Below are 25029 nucleotides of genomic sequence, written 5' to 3'. Positions count from 1 at the left end.
GGGCGGAAAGGCTGGGCCCATGGCAGATCAGACGGTCCAGGCGGACGTGTGCGTGGTGGGGGCCGGGCTCGCGGGACTCGTGGCGGCGGTCGAGGCCGCGGACGCTGGCCGGGAGGTCGTGGTCCTCGACCAGGAGCCGCCGCAGTCGCTCGGCGGGCAGGCGCACTGGTCCCTCGGCGGGCTCTTCCTCGTCGGCTCGCCCGAGCAGCGGCGCATGGGTGTGCGGGACTCGCTCGCCCTGGCCAGGCAGGACTGGTTCGGCTCCGCCCAGTTTGACCGCCCCGAGGACTACTGGCCCCGGCTCTGGGCCGAGGCCTACCTGGACTTCGCAGCCGGCGAGAAGCGCGCGTGGCTGCACGGCATGGGCGTGCGCTTCTTCCCGGTGGTGGGCTGGGCCGAGCGCGGCGACGGGCGCGCGGACGGCCACGGCAACTCCGTGCCGCGCTTCCACCTCGTCTGGGGCACCGGCCCCGGCGTCCTCGCGCCGTTCGTCCGCCGCGCCCGGGCGCACGCAGACGCCGCCCGCATCCGCTTCCTGTTCCGGCACCGCGTCGACGAGGTGGTGACGCACGACGGCGCCGCGACCGGCGTGCGCGGAGCCCGACTCGCGCCGTCGGACGCCGAGCGCGGGACGGCGAGCGGCCGGCGCGTGGTGGGGGAGTTCGAGGTGGAGGCGGGCGCGATCGTGATCGCCTCCGGCGGGGTCGGCGGCAACCACGACATGGTCCGCAGGCTGTGGCCCGAGCGCCTCGGCACCCCGCCGCGCACCATGGTGGCGGGTGTGCCGGCCCACGTGGACGGGCGCATGCTCCCGATCGCCGAGGCGGCCGGTGCGCGCGTCATCAACGGCGACCGCATGTGGCACTACACGGAGGGGCTGCGGAACTGGAATCCGGTGTGGGAGAACCACGGGATCCGGATCCTGCCCGGTCCCTCCTCGGTGTGGCTCGACGCCCTGGGCAGGAGGCTGCCGGCGCCGCTGTTCCCCGGGTTCGACACCCTAGGGACGCTCAAGCACCTGCGGGCCACGGGGTACGACTACTCGTGGTTCGTGCTCACGCAGTCGATCATCGAGAAGGAGTTCGCGCTCTCCGGGTCCGAGCAGAACCCGGACCTGACCGGCAAGGACTTCCGGCTCCTGGCCTCACGCCTGCGGCCGGGCGCGGCGGCTCCGATCGAGGCGTTCAAGGAGCACGGCGAGGACTTCGTGGTCGCCCGGACCCTGGGCGAGCTCGTCGAGGGGATGAACCGGGTGGGGGAGCCAGGGCTCGTGTCCGAGCCGGCCGTGCGGGCGGTGCTCGAGGCGCGCGACGCCGAGATCGAGAACGCCTTCGGCAAGGACGCCCAGGTCACCTTCCTGCGCGCGCACCGGAAGTACCTCGGCGACCGGCTCATCCGGGTCGCCGCGCCGCACCGGATCCTCGATCCCCGGCACGGCCCGCTGATCGCGGTGCGGCTCAACATCCTCACGCGCAAGACCCTCGGCGGCCTCGAGACCGACCTCTCCGGCCGCTGCCTGGCCCCGTCGGGGCGGCCGGTCCCCGGGCTGTTCGCCGCGGGGGAGGCGGCCGGCTTCGGGGGCGGCGGGATGATGGGCTACAACGCCCTGGAGGGCACGTTCCTGGGCGGCTGCCTCTTCTCCGGCCGCGTGGCGGGGCGTTCCGCCGGGGCCTAGGACAGCGAGACCGGGACGGACCTCTCCCCAGCCGGGAATCTGAATGTGAGGGTGAGAGACCGCGCGCTGGCAGGGACGACGAACCGGACCACTCCCGTGGTGCTCGAGTCCGACGGGACGACCACGTCGAGGCCGGAGGTGGGTGAGTAGACGTCCGAACCGGCCGCGACGCGGAACCCTGCATCCCAGAAGTTGGCGTCATACCGGCCGTAGTTGAAGCAGCGCACGGTGAACTCGATGGCGCTCAGGCCGTCGGCGTCGGGCCTGGCCGACGCGCTCACCACGGTGTACTCGAGGTCACCGACACGCTGGGGCTGGTTGGTGACCTGGACGGCGGCAGGGGGTGCCGAGGCGATGGCTGTTTCCGGGATGGAGCTTTGGGCTGGGCGCGCCGGATTAGCGGCGGCCGAGCTCTTCACGGTGGTGGCGGCCGTCCCCTGCGAGTTGAGCTGGACGAGGCCGAAGAACAGACCCGCCAGGGCGGTGATCAGCGCGGCCACACCGGTGAGGATGCCGGGGAGGGTGCTCCACCACGACGGGGGACGATGTTCTTCGGAGTCCGACATGCCGACCACCTGAGGATGGAAGTCCCCTTGATGATAGGCCCCGCTGGCCGCCCCGTACACGGACTCGGCGGGTTCGGGCATGCAGAAGGCCCCCGGTCCGTGTGGACCGGGGGCCTTCGTCAGTTGCGGGGGCAGGATTTGAACCTACGACCTCTGGGTTATGAGCCCAGCGAGCTACCGAACTGCTCCACCCCGCGGCGCTTGATCTACTTTACACGCGCCGCGGCCGGAGGCGAAATCGGCGGCCGAATGGTCCGATTGCCCCCAGCCCGGTCTGGGTAAGTACCGCGCATGACCGACCAGAACGCTGCCCAGACCGCGCAGAAGGAGTCCTCGGCCCCAGCGCCCGACGACGACGTGAAGCCGGAACGCATCCGCGACGTCACGAAGCCTTCCTGGAAGTACATCGCCCTGAAGACCTTCCGCGAGTTCAGCAACGACGCCTGCCCAGACCTCGCGGCGTCGCTGACGTACTACGCGGTGCTCTCCCTGTTCCCGGCGCTCCTCGCCCTCGTCTCGATCCTCGGGCTCTTCGGCCAGGCCGAGACGACCGTGAACGGGATGATGGACATCGTCCAGTCCGTGGCCCCCGGCGCCGCGGCGGACACGGTCCGCGGGCCCGTCGAGGAACTTGTGAAGAGCCCTGCCGCCGGGCTCGCCCTGATCGGCGGCATCCTCGGTGCCCTCTGGTCCGCCTCCGGCTACGTCGGCGCGTTCGGACGGGCGATGAACCGCATCTACGAGGTCGGCGAGGGCCGGGGCTTCGTCCGGCTCCGCGGCACCATGCTCGCCGTGACGATCGCCTCGGTGATCCTCGTGGCGATCGTCTCCGCCATGCTGGTCCTCAGCGGTCCCGTCGCGGAGGCCGTGGGCAATGTGATCGGGCTGGGCGGCGTGGCCGTCATGGTCTGGAACATCGCCAAGTGGCCGGTCCTGCTGGCCCTCGTGATCGTCCTCATCGCGACGCTCTACTACTTCACCCCGAACGTGAAGCAGCCCAAGTTCCGCTGGGTGACTGCCGGCTCGCTCATGGCCCTGGTCGTGCTCGCGGTGACCACCGCCGGCTTCGGGTTCTACGTGGCCAACTTCGGCCACTACAACAAGACCTATGGGGCCCTCGGCAGCGTCATCATCCTGCTGCTGTGGCTCTGGCTCGTGAACATGTCCCTGCTCTTCGGCGCCGAGTTCGACGCCGAGACGGAGCGCGGCCGCGAGCTTCAGGCGGGGATCGGGGCCGAGGAGTCGATCCAGCTGCCGCCGAAGGACACCGCGCAGATCGAGAAGAAGCAGAAGGTGGCGCAGGAGGACATCCGCAAGGCGCGCGAGCTGCGGCAGGGGCTCGCCCGCCCGCAGGAGTAGGCCGGGAGACGCGAACGGCGCGCCGACACCGCAAGGTGCCGGCGCGCCGTCGTGCGCGGCAGGCTAGCCGAGGTGGTCGACCAGCCGGCCGGCGACCCCGTTGTAGGTGGCCGGGGTGAGGGCGAGCAGGCGGGCCTCGGCATCGGCGGAGAGGCCGAGCCCGGAGACGAACTCCTTCATGCGCGCGGCATCCACGCGGTGGCCGCGGGTGAGGTCCTTGAGCCGCTCGTAGGGGTTGTCCATCCCCGGCACCCCGGCGATCGCCTCGGCGCGCATGACCATCTGGATGGCCTCCGCGAGGACCTCCCAGTTCGTGTCGAGGTCCGCGGCGAGGACGTCCTCGGCGACGTCGAGGCGCTCGAGGCCCTTGGCGACGTTCGAGATCGCCAGCAGGGAGTGGCCGAACGCCACGCCGATGTTGCGCTGGGAGGACGAGTCGGTCAGGTCGCGCTGCCAGCGGGAGGTCACGAGCGTCGCGCCGAGCGTGTCGAGGAGGGCCGAGGAGATCTCGAGGTTCGCCTCGGCGTTCTCGAAGCGGATCGGGTTGACCTTGTGCGGCATGGTCGAGGAACCGGTGGCGCCCGCGACGGGGATCTGGGCGAAGTACCCGATCGAGATGTAGCTCCAGATGTCCGTGCACACGTTGTGCAGGATCCGGTTGAAGCGGGCCATGTCCGCGTACAGCTCGGCCTGCCAGTCGTGGCTCTCGATCTGGGTGGTCAGCGGGTTCCACGTGAGGCCGAGGCCCTCGACGAACGTCTGGGAGACCTGCTGCCAGTCCGCGCCGGGCACGGAGGCGTAGTGGGCGGCGTAGGTGCCGGTGGCGCCGTTGATCTTGCCGAGGTACTCGGTGCGGGCAATGCGGTCGAGCTGGCGGGTGAGGCGGTGGGCGATGACCGCGAGCTCCTTGCCGAGGGTGGTGGGCGTGGCAGGCTGGCCGTGCGTGCGCGAGAGCATCGGGACGTCGCGGTTGGCCCGCGCCATCTGGGCGACCTGCTCCACGAGCGCGCGCGCCGCCGGCAGCCAGACGTCCTCGACGGCACCCTTGATCCCGAGGGCGTAGGAGAGGTTGTTGATGTCCTCGGAGGTGCAGCCGAAGTGCACCATCGGGGTCAGGTCCTTGATGCCCAGGCCCTCGAGGCGGCGGCCGATGTAGTACTCCACGGCCTTCACGTCGTGGACTGTCACGGCCTCGATCTCGGCCAGCTCGGCGACGGAGGCGGCGTCGAACTCGGTGACGATAGCCCGGAGCCCGGCCTCCTGCTCGGCCGTGAGCGGCCCGGCGCCCGGGAGCACGGAGTTCTTGGTGAGGTGGATGAGCCATTCGACCTCGACGGCCACACGGTCCCGGTTCAGGGCGGCCTCGGAGAGGTAGTCGACCAGCGGCGCGACCGCGGGGCGGTAGCGGCCGTCGAGCGGTCCGAGGGCGATGGGCCTGGCGGCGTCCTCGCCGGCCACGGCCAGGGAGAGACGTCCGGACGGGATGCGCGAGGGGGAATCAGCCATGGCCTCCATTCTTCCATGCCCGGCCCGGGCCCCTGCAGGCTGTGACAGGCGGTTGCGGCCGCCCCGGCGGTCCTCCGCGTGCGCGCCGGGCGCGTTGTCCACATACGACCCCGGCCGGTCGCCGCGGATCTCCCCGCCCGCCTAGCGTCGGGGCATGGGGCTCCGCCAGGAGCGCTGGTAGCGGGGGAGGGACCATGGCCGGGACGTCGGGCAGCGGCTTCAGCGGGTGGGGGTCGGCCTCGGGGCTCGACGGGCCGGAGGCCGGGGGAGGGCCGGGAGAGGGCCGGCCGTGCGGGCACGACGAGGCGGAACTGCGGGCAGCGGCGGCACAGCTCGCCGCGGCAGGGGAGGAGCTCGAAGGCGCGCGTGCCGCGGTGGCCCGCGCCGGCGCCGCCGACTGGGACGGGCCGGCCGCGTCCGCGTTCAAGGGGACGGCCGCGGCGCTCACGGCCCAGCTCGCGGCGATCGCCACGGCGCTGGCCGGCCTCGCGCTGACCGTGGGATCCGTGCAGTCGGAGGCTGCCGGCTGCCGCGGCGCGGCCCCCGTGCCCTTCGCCAGTGCGGCTCCGACGAGGGGGCTGGTGGTCGAGGGGCGGACGGGTCCCATCGCGCCCCTGCCGTCGCGCGGCCCGGCCCTGCGCCTTCCGGCGCCTGTTGGCCCGGTGTTCGCGCGCGGGCTGCCGGACCCGGCCTCCGCGCCGGGTGCGGAGGCGGGGTGCCGGTGAGCGGGGACGGGTCCGATCGGACGGCTGCGCGCGATCCGTCGACGTTCACGGTCACGGGCGGCGAGGCCTTCCGGGTGAACACCGAGGCCCTCCAGGAGGCCGCGGCTTCCCTCACGGCAGCGCTCTCCTGTGCCGACGCGGTGATCGGCCGGCTGGAGTCGGCGCGCGCCGCGGCCTGGCGGGGCGTCTGCGCCGGCAGTGCGACCGGGGCTGCCTTCGACGCCCGCGCCGCGGACCTGGTCGGGCAGGCGATGCGCGCGGCGCTCGACCTCCGCAGCGCGAGGGACGGCGTCGCCGCCGCGAAGGCCGGCTACCTTGCGGCGGAGGGGTGGGCCGCGATCGGAGGCATCGGGCTGCCGCTCGGCGCACGGCTGGCAGTCTCGGGCCTGGTGCCGTCGGGCTACCTGTGGAACCTCATCGGGATCCCTCCGGGCAGGCTGGGCGCCGCGGCCTTGCGGGGAGTTGCCACGGCGGTGGGCGACAGCGTGCCGGGCCTGTCTCCGTGGATGCCGGTGGGTGCGCCCGATGACCGCATCAGCGTCGTCCGCCACGAGGTGGCCCCCGGAAGCGGGGATGCCTCCACCTTCGCCTACGCAGCGGAGAGCCTGAGGCAGGCGCAGGGCGCGGCGCCGCTCGAGGACGGGACGCCCGTGCCGCCGTCGTCGGTCCTCGTGGAGCGCATCCCCCGGGCCGACGGATCCACCGCCGTGGTGGTCACGGTCCCGGGCACCCAATCGTGGGCGCTGGACGATGCCCAGGGCGGCGTCTTCGACATCGAGGGCAATCTGGACGGCATGGACGGCAGGGACAGCCACGCGCGCCAGCTGATCGAGCGCGCCCTCGCGGACCAGGAGCTGAGGGCCGGTGACTCCGTGGTCTTCAACGCGCACAGCCAGGGCTCGCTGCATGTCCTCGGACTCCTCGGGGACAAGGACTTCCGCTCCCGCTACCCCGTCGCTGCCGTGACCCTGCTCGGCGGGATCCCCACGGCGTTCCCCATCCCGGAGGACATCCCGGCGCTCACCGTCTCGAACGAGGCCGACATCGTCCCTGCCCTCTCGGGGTCGTTCCCGGTCCCTCGCCCCAACGTCGTGGACGTGCAGACGCCGGAGCACGCAGACGGCGGAGGGATCGTGGGCGCCCACGACATCACGCAGTACGCAGCAGATGCCCGTGCGCTCGACCTGTCCACCGACCCGTCCGTCCGCGGCTACGCCTCGGTCCTCGGCACCGTGGTCGGGACGGGCGTGGTAGGCGCCGGAGTGGTCCGCGCGGCGGGTGGAGGCGCGACGCCCACGGCGGCGCGGCGCGAGCGCTTCGTGTACACGGGAACCGACACCACGACGCCCCTGACGCCACGACTGGCCGGGGGAGCGGGTGCTCCTAGTCCTTCCGCAGGCCCAGGGCCCAGCCGGTGACCGCGGAGACGATGGCGACGATGATGGCGCCCAGTAGCGCCGTCACGAACGAGTCGAGGGTGAGGTGCACCGGGGTGTAGCCCGAGATCCACGCGGTGAGCCCGAGCATCGCGGCATTGATCACGAGCGCGAACAGGCCGAGGGTGAGGCAGGTGACGGGCAGGGACAGGAAGCTCACGATCGGCTTCACGACCGCGTTCACGAGCCCGAAGATGAGCCCGAGGAACAGGTAGCCGAGCACGATCCCCACGGTGTTGCTCGCCGTGCCGGCGCCCGCGTTCGCCGCCGCGCCCGCGGCGGCCGTGGTGGTGATGTCCATGCCGGGCAGGATCCACGCCGCAACCCAGAGGGCAAGGGCGCTGACAATGACGTGCAGGAGGAAGCGCATCATGCGCCTATGCTCCCACAGCGCCGGCCCCGCCAGCGCGGCACAGGTGTGGGGGCGGCGGTTAGGCTGTAGGTCATGACTTCACCGCTGAACGAGCACGACGGCGCCGACGCCGCCGCCGTCGCGGCCGGCACCACGGGCGTCACCCCCCGACCCGTGATGGACCGGCTTCCCAAGTACGCCGCTGGCCGCCCTCCCGCACCCGTGGAGGGCCTCACGAGCTACAAGCTGTCCTCGAACGAGAACCCGCTCGGCCCGCTCCCCGCGGTGGCCGAGGCGATCGCCCGCGAATCGGCGGTCAACCGCTACCCCGACGCGGTGTCCACCCGCCTGCGCACCGCGCTCGCGAGGTTCCTGGACGTCCCGGCCGATGACATCGTCACCGGCGGCGGCAGCCTCGGCGCCCTGAACCAGATCCTCGCCGCCTTCGCGGGCCAGCAGGACGACGGCACCCCGGACGAGGTCGTGTACGCGTGGCGCTCCTTCGAGGCCTACCCCATCTCGGTGGGGCTGGCCGGGGCCCGCAGCGTCCAGGTGCCGGTGCTGGCCGACGGACGCCACGACCTGGACGCGATGGCCGCCGCCGTCACCGAGCGCACCAAGGTCGTGCTGCTGTGCACGCCCAACAACCCGACCGGACCGGCGCTGCGCCGCGCCGAGACGGAGCGGTTCATCCAGTCGGTCCCGGGCAGCGTGCTGATCGTGGTGGACGAGGCGTACCAGGAGTTCGTCCGCGACCCCGAGGCCGTGGACGGGATCGAGCTGTACCGGAAGTACCCGAACGTCGCGGTGCTGCGTACGTTCTCCAAGGCCCACGGCCTCGCCGGCCTGCGGGTGGGCTACTCGATCTCCCACCCCGAGGTGACCCAGTACCTGCGGGTCGCTGCCGTGCCCTTCGCGGTCTCCTCGATCGCGGAGGCCGCGGCCGTGGCGTCGCTCGAGCACTTCGGCGATGTTGTAGGAAGGGTACAAACGCTCGTCGACGAGCGGGAGCGCGTCACGGCGGCCCTGCGGGAGCTCGGCTGGGACGTGCCCGACGCCCAGGGGAACTTCGTCTGGCTCGCGCTCGGCGAGGCGACGCCCGAGTTCTCCCAGCAGGCGGCCGCGCAGGCCCTCTCGGTGCGGGCCTTCGGGACCGAGGGCGTCCGAGTGAGCATCGGCGAGTCCGAGGCGAACTCGCGGTTCATCGAACTCTGTAGGGCTTTCACAAAGGTCCCGCAGTCTTCCTAGAAGAATTCCACTTCGCGGCGGCCCAGCTCCCCTCGGTAGAGTGTCAGCTGGGTCGCCCCCTATATTCCGACGCAAGAATGCATTCCTGACGGGGAATATGAGTCCGGCCCACCGCCCGGTGCTCCGGGATCGGTCCCCACGGCAGGCGAGGAGGCGGTATGGGAGTAGAACTTCCCACGACCGAGTTCAGCGACATCCCCGATGAGCTCGCGATGGAGCTCGAGGCCCACGCGCACGACGGCGCGGAGGGGCACGGGGCCATGGTCCAGCTCCTCGACGAGGACGGGCGCTTCCGGCGCGACTCGAAGCTCGCGGAGTCCATCAAAGGCCTGAGCGAAGATTCCCTCCAGGGCATGTACCGGCAGATGGCCATGATCCGGCGGTTCGACACCGAGGCCACCGCGCTCCAGCGGCAGGGGCAGCTCGCGCTGTGGGTCCCGCTGCGCGGGCAGGAGGCCGCCCAGATCGGCTCCGGCGCCGCCACCCAGGCCCAGGACTACGTCTTCCCGACATACCGGGAGCACGGCGTCGCCCTCACCCGCGGCGTCGACCTCGCCGAGCTGCTGCGGCTCTTCCGCGGCCTCTCCAACGGCGGCTGGGACCCCAGGGCCACCGGCTTCCACCTGTACACCCTCGTCCTCGCGGCCCAGACGCCCCATGCCGTCGGCTACGCGATGGGGATGCAGCGCGACCAGGCCCGCGCGGCCGCCCGGGGCGAGGAGGCAGGCGACCCCGGCGCCGTCGTGGCCTACTTCGGCGACGGCGCGAGCTCCGAGGGCGACGTGCACGAGTCCATGGTCTTCGCGGCCAGTTTCAAGGCGCCCGTGGTCTTCTTCTGCCAGAACAACCAATGGGCCATCTCCGTTCCCGCCGAGGTCCAGTCCCGGATTCCGCTCTTCAACCGCGCCAAGGGCTACGGGTTCCCCGGCGTGCGGGTGGACGGCAACGACGTGCTCGCCGTCTACGCGGTGACCCAGTGGGCCCTCGAGCGGGCCCGTGCCGGCAAGGGCCCGGTCCTCATCGAGGCCTACACCTACCGCCAGGGCGCCCACACCACGGCGGACGACCCCACGAAGTACAGGCTCAGCGACGAGGAGCAGTCCTGGCTCGCCAAGGACCCGCTGGCCCGCTTCGAGAAGCACCTGCGCGCCGAGGGCATCGCCGACGAGGCGTTCTTCGAGCAGGTCGCCGCGGACGGCGACGCGCTCGCCACCAAGGCCCGCGCCGACATCCTCGAGTTCACCGCGCCCGTGCTGGCGGACGCGTTCGCGAACGTCTACGCCGAGCCCCACCCCCTCGTGGAGCAGGAGCTCGCGTGGCACCGCGACTACGAGGCAGGCTTCGCGGACGCGGCTGCCGAGGCGACGAGGGAAGGCGGCCGCTGATGCCCACCATGACCATCGCCAAGGCGATCAACGCCGGCCTGCGCGCCGCCCTCGAGCAGGACGAGAGCGTCCTGCTCATGGGGGAGGACATCGGCACCCTCGGAGGCGTGTACCGCGTGACCGAGGGGCTCAAGTCCGACTTCGGCCCCGACCGGGTCGTCGACAGCCCGCTCGCCGAGTCCGGCATCATCGGCACGAGCATCGGCCTCTCGCTGCGCGGCTACCGGCCCGTCGCCGAGATCCAGTTCGACGGGTTCGTGTTCCCCGGCTTCAACCAGATCACCACCCAGCTGGCCAAGATGCACGCCCGCAGCAACGGCCAGCTCACGGTCCCCGTGACCATCCGCATCCCCTACGGCGGCGGCATCGGCTCGGTCGAGCACCACTCCGAGTCGCCCGAGGCGCTCTTCGCGCACACGGCGGGCCTGCGGATCGTCACGCCCTCCAACGCCCACGACGCCTACTGGATGACGCAGCAGGCCATCGCCTGCGCAGACCCGGTCATCGTCTTCGAGCCCAAGCGCCGCTACTGGCTCAAGGGCGAGGTGGACACCGAGGATCCCGGCGCGAGCGCGGACCCCTTCCGGGCCCACGTGGTGCGCGAGGGCACGGACGCGACCGTCGTCGCGTGGGGCCCGCTGGTCCCCGTGGCACTCGCGGCCGCCGAGGCCTCCGCCGAGGACGGGCGCAGCGTCGAGGTGATCGACCTGCGCTCGATCTCCCCGATCGACTTCGACGCGATCATCGCCTCCGTGACCAAGACGGGCCGTCTCATCGTCGCGCACGAGGCACCTACCTTCGGCGGGATGGGCGGGGAGATCGCCTCGCGCGTGGGCGAGGCCGCCTTCCTCTCGCTCGAGGCGCCCGTCATCCGGGTCGGCGGCTTCCACATGCCCTACCCCGTGGCGAAGGTCGAGGAGCACTACCTCCCGGACATCGACCGCATCCTCGAAGCCCTCGACCGCGCCTTCGCGTACTAGGAGCCGCCCCGTGACGCAGCAGATCTTCTCCCTCCCCGACGTGGGCGAGGGGCTCACCGAGGCCGAGATCGTGTCCTGGAAGGTCCAGCCGGGCCAGACGGTGGCGATCAACGACGTCATCTGCGAGATCGAGACGGCGAAGAGCCTCGTCGAGCTCCCCAGCCCGTACGCCGGCACCGTGGTGGAGCTCCTCGCCGGCGAGCACGTCACCATCGAGGTGGGCACCCCGATCATCGCGATCGGCGATGCCGTGCAGGCGCACGACGCCGCGCCCGCGCCGTCCGCTCCCGCCTCGCCGTCCGCTGCGGTCGAGTCCCCGGTCCCGACGATGCAGGAGCCCGGCGTGGAGAGCGGGCCCCTGGTCGGCTCCGGCCCGAAGGCGGACGCGGCCAAGCGCCGCCCCCGCCGCCAGACCCCTGCCGCCCCGCACCAGCCCACCACCCCCACGGTGGTGCCGGCGGGCGACAGCACCCCGAGCGGCGCAGCCGCGGAGGCGAGCCAGAAGCCCGAGCCGGGGAACGCCGTCGTCGGCCTCCTCTCCCGCGTCCTCGCCAAGCCGCCGGTCCGGCGGATCGCCAAGGAACTGGGCATCAACCTCTCCGACGTGCCGGCCACCGGCGCCCGCGGCGAGGTGACCCGGGCCGACCTCGAGTCCTACCAGGCCCAGCGCGAGCGCGAGCAGGCGGCGGCGCCCACGTTCTGGGACCACACGAAGCGGCCGAGCGAGCGCCGCGTCGAGGTCGTCCCCGTCCGCGGTGTGCGCAGGGCGACGGCGAAGGCGATGGTCGACTCGGCCTTCAGCGCGCCGCACGTGAGCATCTTCGTGGACGTCGACGCGTCCCGGACCATGGAGTTCGTGCAGCGGCTCAAGAAGTCCCGCGACTTCGAGGGCGTGAAGGTCTCCCCGCTGCTCATCCTGGCCAAGGCGGTCATCTGGGCCGCGGCCCGCAACCCGAGCGTCAACTCCGAGTGGGTCGCCGGGCCGGGCGGCGACGAGATCCACATCAAGCACTACATGAACCTCGGGATCGCGGCCGCGACGCCGCGGGGCCTGCTCGTGCCGAACATCAAGGACGCGCAGGACCTCTCGCTCCGCGAGCTCGCGATCGCCCTCAACGAGCTCGCCACCACGGCGCGCGCCGGGAAGACCAAGCCCGCGGACATGCAGGGCGGCACGATGACCATCACGAACATCGGCGCCCTCGGCATCGACATCGGCACCCCGATCATCAACCCGGGCGAGGTGGCCATCGTCGCGTTCGGCACGATCCGGCAGAAGCCGTGGGTGGTCTCCGGCGAGGTCATCCCGCGCTGGATCACCACGCTGGGCGGCTCCTTCGACCACCGGGTGGTCGACGGCGACCTCTCGGCCCGGTTCATGGCGGACGTCGCGGCGATCATGGAGGAGCCCGCGCTCCTGCTCGACTGAGGGAGGGACCATGGGCAGCGCTGAGCAGCCCGGGAGCGCGCGCACGCTCCGGATCGAGCTCGAGGACCCCGCCTCGGTGCCCTGGTGGGCACGCGTCCTGTACACGCTCACGTCCCAGTACGGGCGCTCGCCCATGCGGTTCGTGGCACGCGCCGACGACGGGCGGATCCTCTACCGCGGGGCCACGTTCGCCGGGCCCGCCCTCGGGCGGACCGCCCCCGGGAGGCCTGGGCGCCGGGGCTCGAGGCGAGCCTGGCCGAGCTGCGGGCCGAGATCGCCCGGGACGGATGGCTGGAGTCCTCCCACGGCCAGCAGCCCTGGGACCTCACCTACGTCCGCCCGGACCCCGCCGCGGGCTGACGGCTCCGCCGCATCTTGTGGCGGCTGGGCGGCGGGCGCACCATGGAGGCGGCAGCCAGGGCAGTCTCTGGCGCAGCGAGCACCATCCCTGGGCTGCGGGAGGTTGATCCATGTGGCTGCATCCATGGATGCCGGATCCGTGAGCGCCGCCCCGACGGGCCCGCAGATCATCGCCCGGCTAGAGCGGCTCGAGGTATGGAGCCTGTCCTACCTCTTCATCGGGATCATCGGCCTCGGATTCCTGTTCACCTTCTACGACATCTTCGACATCAACGTCTCGTTCATCCAGACGTGCGTCCAGCTCAACAAGGGCTGCACCCCGGAGACGGCGCTGGGGGCGCTGCCGCTGCCCGTGTTGCTGAACCTGGCCGGCTACGTGCTCGGAACGCTGGTCCTGAGCCCCATCGCGGACCGGATCGGCCGGCGGAACATGCTCATGGTCACGATGCTCCTCACCGGCCTCGGGTCGCTGTACAACGCGTTCGTGGGCGACTACGCCAACTTCAACATCGCCCGCACCATCACCGGCATCGGGATCGGCGCCGACCTCGCGATCGTCAACACGTACATCAACGAGATGGCGCCGCGGCACGCGCGCGCCCGGTTCACCACGATCATCTTCATCATGTCCGCCCTCGGCGCCTTCGTGGGCATCTGGCTCGGGCTCATCCTCACGACGCCGGCCACCCCCTGGCCGCTCGGCCTGCCCTTCGCGGTGGCCGGGCCGGGGTTCGAGACCGGGTGGCGGTGGATGTACGGCGTCGGGGCGATCCTCGCCGTGGTCGCGGTGCTGCTGCGGTTCGAGCTGCCCGAGTCGCCGCGCTGGCTCATCGGGCAGGGCCGCTTCGCCGAGGCGGATTCCGTGGTGAAGGACATGGAGGCGCGCGCCGCCCAGCACGGGCCCCTCGCCGAACCGGTGGTGACGGACGTGCACGGGGCGACCAGGCCGCCGTCGCCCGTCCCGTACCGCGACCTCTTCACGAACCCGCTCTACGTGAAGCGCATGGTGCTGCTGTTCTTCGTCTGGTTCATCGGGTACATCACGGTCTACGCCTTCGCCGCCGGCTTCACCGTGGTCCTCGCGGCCCTCCACTACCCGCCCCCCGAGGCCGGCGTCATCGCCGCGGTCGGGACCCTCGGGTTCGTGGCCGAGGCCGCCGTGATGAGCGTGATCGTCGAGCGGCTCGAGCGCCGCTACTGGCTGCCCGTCGGCGCCGTGGTGACCCTGATCGGTTCGCTGGTGGTGGCGGCCGCGGGGACCAACGTGGGGATCGCGATGATCGGCTCCATCCTCATCTTCGCCGGGTTCAACCTGTGGGTCTCGCCGACCTACGCCCTGACCGCCGAGTCGTTCCCCACCCGGGCGCGGACCACGGGCTTCGCGATCGTGGACGGGGCGGGGCACATCGGCGGCGGCATCGGCGTCATGGTCATCACCCCGATCCTGCCGATGCTGCCCGTGATCGGGGCGCTCGGGCTGATCTCCGTGTTCCTCGTCATCGCCGCGGTCCTGGTGCAGTTCACCCCGCACACCCGCAACAGGCACCTCGACCACATCTCGCCCTGATCCGGGCGGCGCCGGCCAGCCCGGGCATGGAACACTGGAACGGTGCTCACCAGCCATCGCCCGACGCCCTCGGCGCCGTCCCCGCAGGGGCGCGCCACCGCCGTCGCGCGGGCGCTCAGCGAGGTCTTCCAGCCGCCGTTCACGATCGCGGTCCAGCTTCTGCTGAGCCCGGCGGCGAGCCCCGGCTGGCCCGGCACCTGGTGGTACGGCGCCGTCGCGCTCCTGTTCACGTCGGTGCTGCCGTTCGTGGTGCTTCTCGCGCTCGTGCGTGCGGGCAAGGTGGTCGACCACCACGTGAGCAAGAGGTCCCAGCGCGCCCCTGTGCTCGCCATGGCGATCGTGTGCGTGCTCCTCGGGCTCGGCGTCCTCGTCTGGGCGGGGGCGCCGCACTCTGTGGTCGCGATGGTCCTGGCGCTCATCGCGGGCATCGCCGTCCTCGCAATCGTGAGCATCTGGTGGAAGGTGAGCGGCCACGCCGCGGCCGTGTCCTCCGCCGCGGTGTCAGTGCTCGTGCTCTTCGGCTCTGCGTGGTGGCCGCTGCTGCTCGTGGTCCTCGCGGTCGGCTGGGCCCGCGTGGTGCTCCGCGCCCACACGCTCGCCCAGGTGGTCACCGGGGCCCTGTTCGGGCCGATCGTGATCGTGGGCCTGTGGCAGGCGTTCCTGGAGGTCGGCTGACCGCGTCCCGGGCCGCAGGCTGGGACTCGGCCCGGGCCGCAGGCTAGGACTCAGACCGGGCCGTGGGCGCGGGGCCGAGGTCCGCCCCGACCGGTCCGGTCGGCTCGGCCGGCTCCGCGGGTTCCCCGCGGCCGGTGAAGGTCTTGATGATGGCCCAGGCCACGGCCGTGACCGGCACGGCCAGCAGGGCGCCGATGATGCCGGCGAGCACCGTCCCGGAGGCGAGGGCGAGGATGATCGCCAGCCCATGGATCGAGAGGACCCGGCCCATCAGCAGCGGCTGGAGGAGGTGGTGCTCGATCTGGTTCGCCGCCAGGACCACGATCAGGACGATGAGCGCCACGACCGGTCCATTGGAGATGAGGGCCACCCCGACCGCGAGGAAGCCCGCGAGCGTTGCGCCCAGGATCGGGATGAAGCCCCCGATGAAGACGAACACGGCCAGCGCCGGGGCGAGCGGCACGTGCAGGATCACCAGGCCCGTGCCCACGATGATGGCGTCCGCGGCGGCGACCAGCACGGTGCCGCGCACGTAGCCGCCGAGCACGTGCGCGCTGCGGTCCGCTGCGAGCCGGGCCTTGTCCCGGTGGGACGGCGGCATGAACCAGAGCACGAAGTCGAGGATCTGCCGGCCGTCCTTGAGGAAGAAGAACAGGATCACGGCCATGAGGATGAGCGCGGTGAGGATCTCTCCCGCGGTGCGGGCACCGGTGAGCGCCTCGGCTCCGAGGCTGCCGGAGGTGAAGAAGTGCTGGAGGGAATCGCGCGCCTGGGTGATCTGCTGGTCGCTGATGCGGGCCGGGCCGTTGTTGAGGAAGGCATGGAGCTGCTCGAGGCCTGCGGTGAACCGTTCGGCCAGCTCGCGCGCCTGGGCCCGGATGAGGAACACGATCCCCGTGATGATCCCGCCGAAGACCGCGAGGATCGCCACGAAGGAGGACAGGACCGCCAGGGCCCGCGGCCACCCGTGGGCGTGCAGCCAGCGGACGAGGGGCGCGATCGCGCTGGAGAGGATGGCCGCGATGACCACCGGGATCACCACGAGGGGGATTCTCAGCAGGACCCAGATGACGGCCCAGGCGAGGGCGCCGACGGCGAGGGCCTGGACCGAGCGGATGCCGGCCCGGCCGAGGGTGTCGGTGAAGAGCGCGGCGAGCTGCCGCTTGGCGGGAGGGTCGGGCGTGACGGACATGGAGTCCTCATTCCGGTCGGTTGCCGTAGAGCGTGCTCAGGGTACCGCCGTCCGCCGGGAGCGCCGGGGAGCCGCGCTACTTCTGCTTCAGCTCAGCGGAAGGGGTCGATTCCCCTCTACTGATGCCCAGATCTAGCGTCGGGTAATCCATGAGTGACGCAGACCACACCTGAGCCGGCGGCAGTGACGCCCCGGCGGGAAGGCGAGTGATGCCCGCTGAGCAGCTTCTCCCCGCCGACGGCCCGGACCGTCCCCGCTCGCTGGCCTTCTCGACCGAGGGGGTCGCCGCCGCGAACCGCCTCGAACTCTGGTCGGCCTACAACGCCAGGGCCCTGATCGACCTGGACATCCGCACGATGGACGATTCCCCGCTCGCCGCGACCGAGGTCAACCTCCACTTCGCCGCGGTCAGGCTCGCCCGGGTCCGGGGGAGTGCCCAGGTGATCGAGCGCTCCGAGAGCTACATCAGGAAGCACCCGATGGACCTCATCGGCGTGTTCTTCGCGCTCAAGGGCGAGGCCTTCTTCTACTACCCCGGAGGCTTCGAGGCCCTCCGGCCGGGGCAGGCCGTGATCTACGACGCCGACCAGCCGTTCATGCGCGGCTTCCACCGCGGCGTCGAGGAGATGGTCCTGACCGTCCCGCGCGGGACGTACCTCGGGCTCTCGGGCGGCCGGCCGCTGCGGCGGCCGGTCGTCGTCGACTTCCACGAGCCCGGGCCCGCCAATCGGCACATGCGCGCCCTCGCGCGGCTCGTGCACGGGGCGCTCGCCGCCTGCGACCGCGACGGGGCGGACGGCCAGAGGCCCGGTGCCGCCACGGACGGGGTCGAACACTCGTCCATCGAACTCCTGCGCCTCCTCCTCGCCGGCCGGGGCGGGGGCGCCGCCGAAGCGTATCTCGCCGCCGCGAGGTGCTTCATCGGCGACCATCTCGCGGACCCGGGGCTCTGCCCCGCCCAGATCGCCGCCGCGGTCGGCATCAGCGAACGCCACCTCGCCCGGGTCTTCACCGAGGCGGGCGAGCCGCCGGGCGCCTACGTGCTGCGGCGCCGGCTCGAACGGGCCGCGGCGCTCCTCGCCGACCCGGGGGAGGGCACGACGCCGATCGCCGCCATCGCGGCCCGCTGCGGCTTCTCCTCGCAGGCCTACTTCGCCAGGGCCTTCAGGGCGAGGTTCGGCACGACGCCGCGCGAGGCCCGCCGCGATCGGGGCGCCGCGGTGCCCGTGCGCCCTGCCTGACGGCCGGCACCCTTTTGCACCCTGCGGACGCCTTTTTGCACCAGCCCGACAGGCGGCGCCGGACCCGCACAGGGCCCGGATGTGAGCTGGAACACTCGTGGAAGTCCCGGCGGCCCGATCGCCGGACCACCAGGAGGACCGACATGACCACCACCCCAGCCATCGACCCGCGGGAACTGCGCCACGCGTTCGGGCGCTTCGGAACCGGCGTCACTGTTGTCACGACCCGCAACGACGAGGGGGAGGCCCACGGCGCGACCGTGAGCGCCTTCACCGCCGTGTCCCTCGACCCGCCGCTCGCCCAGGTCACGCTCATGCGCGGCTCGAAGCTCGCCGACTACGCGGGCGGACGGCCCTTCGCGATCAACATCCTCAGCCACGCCCAGCAGGACACGTGCCTGCACTTCGCAGGCCACCCCATGAAGGGCGGCCCGGCCTGGGGCTCGAGCACGACCGGGGTGCCCGTCCTCGCGGGCAACGCCGCCACCCTTGAGTGCCGTCCGTGGAACGTGTACGACGGCGGCGATCACCTCATCGTCGTCGGCGAGGTCGCCGCGCTCGAGATCGCCCCCGTGCCGCCCCTGCTGTTCTTCGGCGGGAAGTTCCACCACCTCGGCGGCCTCGTCGGCGGCGCGCCGTGGGACTACTGCGGCGACGGCCACGGGGCCCAGTTCACGCCGCTGCGGGAGTTCGCCTCCGTCTGAGCTCCCCGCACGAAACCTCAGCCAGCCCACCCCAGGCCGCGGCAGCGCCGCCGTCGGCCGCGCGAAAGGAGAACCACCGCATGACCGAGATCCTCGACCAGCCCAGCACCCAGGCCGCAGCCCTGCCGGACATGAGCGTCCGCACCACGCCCGCCAACCCGCTCAAGCCGCAGACCGGCGACGAGTACATCGAGTCCCTCCGCGACGGCCGGGAGGTGTGGATCTACGGCGAGCGCGTCAAGGACGTCACGACGCACCCGGCGTTCAGGAACTCCGTCCGGATGGTCGCGCGGCTCTACGACGGCTTCCACCGCGACGAGACGGCATCGACGCTCCTGGTCCCCACGGACACCGGCTCCGGCGGACTCACCCACCCGTTCTTCAAGGCCGCCCGCAGCGTCGAGGACCTGAAGGCCTCGCGCGCAGCCATCGAGGCGTGGGCGCGCATGTCCTACGGCTGGCTCGGCCGCTCGCCGGACTACAAGGGCTCCTTCCTCGGCACCCTCGGCGGCATGCCCGAGTACTACGAGCCGTACCAGGACAACGCGAACCGCTGGTACCGCGAGTCGCAGGAGAAGGTCCTGTACTGGAACCACGCGATCGTGAACCCGCCCGTGGACCGGCACCTCCCGCCGGATCAGGCCGGGGACGTGTTCATGAAGGTCCAGAAGGAGACCGACGCCGGGCTCATCGTCTCGGGCGCCAAGGTGGTCGCCACCGGCTCGGCCATCACGCAGTACAACTTCATCGCCCACTACGGCCTGCCGATCAAGCGCAAGGAGTTCGCGCTCATCTGCACCGTGCCGATGGACTCGCCCGGGGTGAAGCTCATCTCCCGGGCCTCGTACGCGCACCAGGCCGCGGTCATGGGGACGCCGTTCGACTACCCGCTCTCCTCCCGGCTGGACGAGAACGACGCCGTGTTCGTCTTCGACAACGTGCTCGTCCCGTGGGAGAACGTGTTCGCCTACGGGGACATCGACAAGATGAACAACTTCACCCCGGCCACCGGGTTCCTCAACCGCTTCTCCTTCCAGGGCGTGATCCGCCTGGCCGTGAAGCTCGACTTCATCGCCGGACTGCTCCTCAAGGCCCTCGAGATCACGGGCACCAAGGACTTCCGCGGGGTGCAGGCGCGGGCCGGCGAGGTGATCGCCTGGCGCAACATGTTCTATGGGCTCGCGGACGCGATGGCGCTGAACCCCGACGCCGGCCCGAACGGGACGGTGCTGCCGAAGGCGGACTACGCGATGTCCTACCGCGTGTTCATGTCGGTCGGGTACCCGCGGATCAAGGAGATCATCGAGCAGGACGTCGCCTCCGGGCTGATCTACCTCAACTCGAGCGCGCTGGACTTCAAGACCCCGGAGATCCGGCCGTACCTGGACAAGTACATCCGCGGCTCCGAGGGCATCCAGGCCGTGGACCGGGTCAAGCTCATGAAGCTGCTCTGGGACGCGATCGGCAGCGAGTTCGGCGGCCGGCACGAGCTCTACGAGCGCAACTACGCGGGCAACCACGAGGGCGTGCGGCTCGAGACGCTCATGGCGGCCCAGGCCAACGGCACCACGGCGGCCATGAAGGGCTTCGCGGACCAGTGCCTCGCCGAGTACGACCTCGACGGCTGGACGGTGCCCGACCTCATCGGCAACGAGGACGTGAGCGTCTTCCTCAACCGCTGACCCGCAGGATCTGACCCTCAGGACCTGACTCTCAGGAGGTGACTTTCAGGAGGTGACTTTCAGGAGGTGACCCCCAGACTCTGGGGGTCGCCTCCATGTCCTTCTGAAGGGCACCTTCTGGAGGGCACCTTCTGGGAGTCACCTTCTGGAGGACACCTTCTGGAGGTCAGCTTCTGGAGGGCACCTCCTGCGGGTGCCCCTAGGGCTCCCGGATGGTCAGGGTGCCAGCCAGGTCGAGGTCGGCCTGGGTGCCGGGGTAGCCGGACTCGGCGATGAGGATGGCGCCGAAGGCGGCGGACCAGAACGTCTTGACCTCCTGGCGCAGGCTGCGGTCGATCACCCAGCCGCGCAGCCCGAGCATGTTCTCGAGGTGGTGCTCGGAGATGCGGAACAGCAGGCTCAGGTGGCCCTTGACCACGGGGCTCAGCTTGGGCTTGGCCCGCGCGAGCGCGAGCGCGCTGATGACCACGGGCAGGGACGGGGTCACGAGGACCGTCCGCGCCATGGCGCGCCGGAACGCCTCGGCCGTCGAGAGCCGCGTTCCCACGCCCTCGATGCGCCCGGCGTCCCGCAGGAGCAGCACGAACGCGGCGTGGATGAAGAGCGAGTCCTTCGAACCGAAGTGGTAGGTGATCTGGTTCGGGAAGACCCGCGCGGCGGCGGCGATCTGGCTGACCGTGACCGAGTCCGCGGGGCGGGTCGCGAACAGGGCTGCCGCGGCGTCGACGATGCGCTGGCGCGTCTCCGCGCCGCGCCCCTTGCGCGGGGCGAGGAGGCGCCGTGCGGCGGCGGCGGCGCGTGTCTCGACGGGACCCATGACTGAATTGTATGCTGTACAAGCAGCCTCCCCTCTTGTACGGCATACAAGCTGCCGTCGGGGGGGCTCGTCTACGCGGAGGACATCATGGGGACCGAGATCGTCATCACCGGAATGGGCGCCACGACGCCGCTCGGCGGCACCGTGCCCGAGCTCTGGGAAGGCATGCTGTCCCTCCGCTCCGGCGTCCGCGCCCTCGCGGGGTTCGACCCCTCGCTCCCCGTCCACATCGCCGGGCGGCTCGCTGTCGAGCCCGAGCTGGCCATGCAGCCGGTCCAGGCGCGCCGCCTCGACCGCAGCCAGCAGGCCGCCGTCATCGCCGCGCGCGAGGCGTGGGCCGACGCGGGCGCGCCGGAGGTCGACGGCGACCGGCTCGCCGTCGTGATCGGGACCGGCATCGGCGGGGTGGAGACCCTCCTGGCCCAGGACGACATCCTCGAGGCCGCCGGCTCCCGCCGAGTCTCCCCGCGCACCGTCCCGATGCTCATGGCCAACGCCGCCGCCGCGCAGCTGAGCATCGAATACGGCGCCCGGGCCGCCGCCATGGCCCCCGCCTCCGCGTGCGCCTCGGGCGCCGAGGCGATCGTCCACGCTGCGCGGCTCATCGAGTGCGACGAGGCGGACATCGTGATCGCCGGCGGGGCCGAGGCCGCGATCACCCCGCTGACCATCGCCGGCTTCGCCCAGATCGGCGCGCTCTCCAAGGCCCAGGGCGACCCCGAGGCCGCCTCCCGACCGTTCGACGCGGGCCGCACCGGGTTCGTGCTCGGCGAGGGGGCCGGCGTCGTGGTCCTCGAGCGCGCTGAGCATGCCCGAGCGCGCAGGGCCCGGACCCGCGCCGCCCTCTCCGGCTACGGCGTCACCGCGGACGCGTTCCACATCACCGGCACCGACCCCGAGGGCATCGGCCAGATCAAGGCGATCCGCAAGGCCCTGCGCCGCGCGGGCATCGACGGCGGCGACATCCAGCACGTCAACGCGCACGCGACCGGCACCCACGTCGGCGACATCAGCGAGGCCCTCGCCGTCCGCGAGGCGCTCGGCGAGGACGTGGCGGTGACCGCGCCGAAGGGCGCGCTCGGGCACCTCGTCGGCGCGGCCGGTGCGGTCGAGGCGATCCTCACCGCGCTCACGCTCGAATCGGGCATCATCCCGCCCACGCGCAATCTCGACCACCTCGATCCGGCGATCGACCTCGACGTCGTTGCCGGCGCCCCGCGCCAGGCGCGCGTCGAGGCCGCCGTCTCGAACTCGTTCGGGTTCGGCGGCCACAACGTGAGCCTGCTGCTCACCCGCGCCTGACGCCGGCCGCCCGCGGGCGGCCAGCGGAGCTCACCACGGGCGCGGGCCGAGCAGGGCGATGTCCCGCCGCACCTGCTCGCGCCGGTCGTCGAGCCCCTGCCCCCGCCGGTCCGCGGCGCGCCAGGCGCGGAGCGCGCCGTCCCACCTGCGGGCCCACCCGCGCACGACGGCGCGCAGCACCTCGGGCAGCCGGCCCGCCTCCCGCGCCGTGTCCTGCATGCTCCCGGGCCCGGTCCACGCCCTGCCCCGAAGCTGCTGTACGGTCCCCTGTGCGGCCATGGCCACTCCTTTGTCCTGCCCGTTCCCGGTGCTTCCCGCTGTCCCGAGACCAGTGTCCCGGGGGTGCAGGACAGGGGCGGTCCGCTGCTTCGGCGGTCGGCACGACGCGCAGGAGAACCCGCAGTGCGGACAGCTTCTGTCCGCAATCGGAGTCCATGATGGAGCCATGAACGACACGACGCAGCGCGTCCTGAGTCTGCTGAACCTGCTCCAGTCCCGCCCGGTCTGGACGGGCGCGGAGCTCGCCGAGCGGCTCGGGGTCACCACACGCAGCATCCGCCGCGACGTGGACCGCCTGCGGGAGCTCGGCTACCCGGTGCGGGCCGAGCACGGAACCGGGGGCGGCTACCAGCTCGGCGCCGGGAAGGCGCTGCCGCCGCTGCTGCTCGACGACGAGGAGGCCGTGGCGGTGGCCGTGAGCCTGCGCCTTGCAGCGGGCGGCACGGTCACTGGGCTCGGCGAGGCCGCGGTCCGCTCGCTCGCGAAGCTCGACCAGGTCCTCCCGGCCAGGCTGCGCGCGGAGGTCAAGGGCGTCATCGAGGCGACGGTGAGCCTGGACAGCCCCGTGACGGCCGTGGACGCCGACGTCCTCGTGGCCCTCGCGCGGGCCATCCGTACCCCGGAGCGGGCCACGTTCGACTACACGAAGTCCGGCGGCGAGCGGTCCGAGCGCCGGGTCGAACCGTACCGCCTCGTGGCCGCGGCGCGCCGCTGGTACCTCATGGCGTGGGACCTGGACCGCGAGGACTGGAGGACCTTCCGGCTGGACCGCATGGCAGCCGCCCGCGGCACCGGCTGGCGCTTCAGGCCCCGGGAGGCGCCGGACGCGGTCGAGTACGTCCAGTCGTCCATCACGCAGGCGCCCTACCAGTTCGTCGCGAAGGTCCGCATCCACGCCCCGGCCCACGAGGTCGCCGAACGGGTGCCGTCCACCATGGCCGTCGTCGAGCCCGAGGGGGAGACCACCCTCCTCACCGCCGGTGCGGACGACCTCGACTACGTGGCCTACCACGTGGTCCGGCTGGGCTGGCCCGTCACGGTGATCGACCCGCCGGAGCTGCGGGACACGATGCGCGAGCTCGCGCAGCGGCTCGCCGCGGCCGGGGGCTGAGGGGCGCGCGGGCGGCGCCGTGGGGGACTAGTCGAGCTCCGCCCTCCGGTGCCGCAGCTCGCGCAGGGCCCGGTTGAGCGGCGAGCCCTCGAAGGGGAGCGTCGCGAGGTCCGCGCCGGCCGCGGCCTTGAGTGCCAGCGCTGTCGCGGACGCGGCGGCCCGCTCGGGCAGGCCGATTGACGCGGCGAACTCGGCCCAGTGCCGGGCCCGCAGGCCCTTGGTCCGCCCGGCCACCGGAAGGGCCATGGTCATGTCGCCGTAGAGCACCGTGCTGGGGAGGTCGAAGACCGGCGCGGGGGCGCGATGCCCGGACGGGCCGGTCAGGACGGCCACGTTCTTGGCGTGGAGGTCGCCGTTTCCGGTGAGCCACGCGAACAGGAACTGCAGGTACAGGTTGCGGACGGCGACCGCCGGTGCCCGGCACGCCCCCGCCACGCCGGCGACGAGGTCCTCGGCCGCCACGGAGTACTTCGCCGCGGGCAGGATGCCCAGGATCTGGGCGCCGTCCTCCAGCTCGAGCCGGCGCCAGCGGCCGTCCTCGTGCATCCTGTCGAACCGGGAGACGAGGAGCCCGGGCACCCCCTGGGCGTCGCGCACCACGTGGGCGGACGCGACGGGGATCCGCAGCGCCCGGGCAGCCGCGAGGTGCAGCGCCTCGTTGAGGACGAGGTGCGGCGTTCCGGGCGGATCGAGCTTGAGGATCCAGCGGTGGTGGGGGGAGGCGACGGGCGCGGAGAGCATGGAGGCGCTGACCTTGTCCTGGACGCCGGGCAGCCCGTGCAGGTCGAGGGCGTCGGCGAGCCGCGAGAAGTCCGCCGGCGCCGCGTCGAGGTCGGCGAGCGGCTCCGGCTCCGACGGCGCCGTGCCCGCGGGGACCACCTGGACGTCGCCGGGAACGTCGCCCCCGACTGCGAGGAGCAGCGTGAGCTCATCGTCGAGGCTCGTCTTGGCCGCGGACCGCAGCACGCTGAGCCGGTGCCCCTCGGGCAGGAGGCCGGCGAAGAACGCAGGGAGGCCGTGCAGGGGCCCCACGGTCTCCGCCCCCACCGGCAGCGTCCGGGCCACGGGCCGGCCCTGCGCCGCGACGTACTCGTCCCGGTAGGCGAAGCTGATGCGTGCCCGCTCGTCGCGCCAGAGCCTGCCGGCCAGGACCCCGGCCTTGTACACGTCCGCCTCGTCGATGAACCTCAGCGCGGAGAGGTCGTGGGACATCAGCTCGCGCCGACCGTGAGGCCGACGGCGCGAGCTGCGGCGATCACGGCACCGATGCTCGGGCTCGGCGAGCCGCGCTCGATGTCGCGCACCGTCCGCTCCGATGTCCCGGCAAGCTCGGCCAGGGTCGCCTGCGTGATGCCGGCGTCCTTGCGCGCGGCCCTGATGCTCGCACCGAGCGCCGCCAGCGCCTCTCGCGCGGAGTCCTCCACGCCGCCTCCTCCCG

General features: G+C 72.3%; 23 protein-coding genes and 1 tRNA gene. 15 read left to right on the top strand and 9 right to left on the bottom strand.

Annotation, left to right across the window (positions count from 1 at the left end):
- Nucleotides 1-19 precede the first annotated feature (19 nt).
- On the top strand, nt 20-1675 hold the full coding sequence (locus SA2016_RS18455) for an FAD-binding dehydrogenase (protein ID WP_066500998.1): 1656 nt from the start codon (nt 20-22) through the stop codon (nt 1673-1675).
- Here the strand turns inward: SA2016_RS18455 and SA2016_RS18450 are convergent.
- Together SA2016_RS18450 and SA2016_RS18445 are read right to left on the bottom strand one after the other, a co-directional pair.
- Nucleotides 1672-2241, bottom strand: a complete 570-nt coding sequence (locus SA2016_RS18450; protein WP_066500996.1) for a hypothetical protein — start codon at nt 2239-2241, stop codon at nt 1672-1674. The genes SA2016_RS18455 and SA2016_RS18450 overlap by 4 nt on opposite strands.
- 123 nt (nt 2242-2364) lie before the next feature.
- Nucleotides 2365-2438 (bottom strand) — tRNA-Met (locus SA2016_RS18445).
- Nucleotides 2439-2532: 94 nt separating this feature from the next.
- Between SA2016_RS18445 and SA2016_RS18440 the strand changes: the two genes are divergently transcribed.
- Nucleotides 2533-3600 carry a YihY/virulence factor BrkB family protein gene (locus SA2016_RS18440; RefSeq protein WP_066500994.1) on the top strand — a complete coding sequence of 356 codons (1068 nt, stop codon included), beginning with the start codon at nt 2533-2535 and terminating at the stop codon, nt 3598-3600.
- Between the two features lie 63 nt (nt 3601-3663).
- Here SA2016_RS18440 and purB read toward each other — a convergent pair whose 3' ends face one another.
- A complete protein-coding gene (purB, locus tag SA2016_RS18435; protein WP_066500991.1) occupies nt 3664-5115 on the bottom strand; it encodes an adenylosuccinate lyase in 1452 nt (483 codons plus the stop codon).
- Between the two features lie 185 nt (nt 5116-5300).
- Between purB and SA2016_RS18430 the strand changes: the two genes are divergently transcribed.
- Together SA2016_RS18430 and SA2016_RS18425 are read left to right on the top strand one after the other, a co-directional pair.
- On the top strand, nt 5301-5831 hold the full coding sequence (locus SA2016_RS18430) for a hypothetical protein (protein WP_066500988.1): 531 nt from the start codon (nt 5301-5303) through the stop codon (nt 5829-5831).
- Nucleotides 5828-7249, top strand: coding sequence for a hypothetical protein (locus SA2016_RS18425; RefSeq protein WP_141305541.1), 1422 nt, complete (start codon nt 5828-5830; stop codon nt 7247-7249). The genes SA2016_RS18430 and SA2016_RS18425 overlap by 4 nt, the downstream gene beginning before the upstream one ends.
- Here SA2016_RS18425 and SA2016_RS18420 read toward each other — a convergent pair.
- Complete coding sequence (locus SA2016_RS18420; protein ID WP_066500981.1) at nt 7215-7640, bottom strand: phage holin family protein; 426 nt, start codon at nt 7638-7640, stop codon at nt 7215-7217. The genes SA2016_RS18425 and SA2016_RS18420 overlap by 35 nt on opposite strands.
- Before the next feature lie 156 nt (nt 7641-7796).
- On the opposite strand from SA2016_RS18420, the gene SA2016_RS18415 reads away from it, so the two are divergent.
- The 6 genes from SA2016_RS18415 (at nt 7797) to SA2016_RS18390 (ending at nt 15263) form a co-directional block, all read left to right on the top strand.
- Nucleotides 7797-8867: a histidinol-phosphate transaminase gene (locus SA2016_RS18415; protein WP_084249819.1), complete on the top strand. Its 1071-nt coding sequence runs from the start codon at nt 7797-7799 to the stop codon at nt 8865-8867.
- A 158-nt stretch (nt 8868-9025) separates the two neighbouring features.
- Entirely contained in the window at nt 9026-10252 is a 1227-nt protein-coding gene (gene pdhA / locus SA2016_RS21595) for a pyruvate dehydrogenase (acetyl-transferring) E1 component subunit alpha (protein WP_066500973.1), read from the top strand.
- Nucleotides 10252-11232, top strand: coding sequence for an alpha-ketoacid dehydrogenase subunit beta (locus tag SA2016_RS21590; RefSeq protein WP_066500971.1), 981 nt, complete (start codon nt 10252-10254; stop codon nt 11230-11232). Before pdhA ends, SA2016_RS21590 begins: the two co-directional genes overlap by 1 nt.
- A gap of 10 nt (nt 11233-11242) precedes the next feature.
- A complete protein-coding gene (locus SA2016_RS18400) occupies nt 11243-12661 on the top strand; it encodes a dihydrolipoamide acetyltransferase family protein (protein ID WP_066500970.1) in 1419 nt (472 codons plus the stop codon).
- A 499-nt stretch (nt 12662-13160) separates the two neighbouring features.
- Complete coding sequence (locus SA2016_RS18395) at nt 13161-14588, top strand: MFS transporter (protein ID WP_218030597.1); 1428 nt, start codon at nt 13161-13163, stop codon at nt 14586-14588.
- A 42-nt stretch (nt 14589-14630) separates the two neighbouring features.
- The gene (locus tag SA2016_RS18390; protein ID WP_066500965.1) at nt 14631-15263 is read left to right on the top strand and encodes a phosphatase PAP2 family protein; all 633 of its coding nucleotides are present in this window, start codon (nt 14631-14633) and stop codon (nt 15261-15263) included.
- Between the two features lie 43 nt (nt 15264-15306).
- Here SA2016_RS18390 and SA2016_RS18385 read toward each other — a convergent pair whose 3' ends face one another.
- Nucleotides 15307-16455 carry an AI-2E family transporter gene (locus SA2016_RS18385; RefSeq protein ID WP_084249637.1) on the bottom strand — a complete coding sequence of 383 codons (1149 nt, stop codon included), beginning with the start codon at nt 16453-16455 and terminating at the stop codon, nt 15307-15309.
- A gap of 209 nt (nt 16456-16664) precedes the next feature.
- Between SA2016_RS18385 and SA2016_RS18380 the strand changes: the two genes are divergently transcribed.
- The 3 genes from SA2016_RS18380 (at nt 16665) to SA2016_RS18370 (ending at nt 20082) form a co-directional block, all read left to right on the top strand.
- Nucleotides 16665-17696 carry a helix-turn-helix transcriptional regulator gene (locus SA2016_RS18380; protein WP_066500960.1) on the top strand — a complete coding sequence of 344 codons (1032 nt, stop codon included), beginning with the start codon at nt 16665-16667 and terminating at the stop codon, nt 17694-17696.
- A 143-nt stretch (nt 17697-17839) separates the two neighbouring features.
- Complete coding sequence (locus SA2016_RS18375) at nt 17840-18400, top strand: flavin reductase family protein (protein WP_066500958.1); 561 nt, start codon at nt 17840-17842, stop codon at nt 18398-18400.
- Nucleotides 18401-18480: 80 nt separating this feature from the next.
- Nucleotides 18481-20082: a 4-hydroxyphenylacetate 3-hydroxylase family protein gene (locus SA2016_RS18370; protein WP_084249636.1), complete on the top strand. Its 1602-nt coding sequence runs from the start codon at nt 18481-18483 to the stop codon at nt 20080-20082.
- Between the two features lie 199 nt (nt 20083-20281).
- Here the strand turns inward: SA2016_RS18370 and SA2016_RS18365 are convergent, their stop codons facing one another.
- Entirely contained in the window at nt 20282-20899 is a 618-nt protein-coding gene (locus SA2016_RS18365; protein ID WP_066500953.1) for a TetR/AcrR family transcriptional regulator, read from the bottom strand.
- A gap of 87 nt (nt 20900-20986) precedes the next feature.
- Between SA2016_RS18365 and SA2016_RS18360 the strand changes: the two genes are divergently transcribed.
- Nucleotides 20987-22201 (top strand): beta-ketoacyl-[acyl-carrier-protein] synthase family protein, encoded by a 1215-nt coding sequence (locus tag SA2016_RS18360; RefSeq protein ID WP_066500952.1) that lies wholly within the window; start codon nt 20987-20989, stop codon nt 22199-22201.
- A gap of 30 nt (nt 22202-22231) precedes the next feature.
- Here SA2016_RS18360 and SA2016_RS18355 read toward each other — a convergent pair whose 3' ends face one another.
- Nucleotides 22232-22480: a hypothetical protein gene (locus SA2016_RS18355; protein WP_066500950.1), complete on the bottom strand. Its 249-nt coding sequence runs from the start codon at nt 22478-22480 to the stop codon at nt 22232-22234.
- Between the two features lie 166 nt (nt 22481-22646).
- Between SA2016_RS18355 and SA2016_RS18350 the strand changes: the two genes are divergently transcribed.
- Nucleotides 22647-23591, top strand: a complete 945-nt coding sequence (locus SA2016_RS18350) for a helix-turn-helix transcriptional regulator (protein WP_066500948.1) — start codon at nt 22647-22649, stop codon at nt 23589-23591.
- 27 nt (nt 23592-23618) lie between these two features.
- On the opposite strand, the gene SA2016_RS18345 is transcribed toward SA2016_RS18350, so the two are convergent.
- Both SA2016_RS18345 and SA2016_RS22380 read right to left on the bottom strand, forming a co-directional pair.
- Complete coding sequence (locus SA2016_RS18345) at nt 23619-24803, bottom strand: type II toxin-antitoxin system HipA family toxin (protein ID WP_066500943.1); 1185 nt, start codon at nt 24801-24803, stop codon at nt 23619-23621.
- Nucleotides 24803-25015, bottom strand: a complete 213-nt coding sequence (locus SA2016_RS22380; RefSeq protein WP_229710858.1) for a helix-turn-helix domain-containing protein — start codon at nt 25013-25015, stop codon at nt 24803-24805. The genes SA2016_RS18345 and SA2016_RS22380 overlap by 1 nt, the downstream gene beginning before the upstream one ends.
- Nucleotides 25016-25029: the final 14 nt, after the last annotated feature.

Origin of the sequence: Sinomonas atrocyanea (assembly GCF_001577305.1) — a bacterium.
Lineage (GTDB): Bacteria > Actinomycetota > Actinomycetes > Actinomycetales > Micrococcaceae > Sinomonas > Sinomonas atrocyanea.
This window is presented reverse-complemented; position numbering and strand designations above follow the sequence as displayed.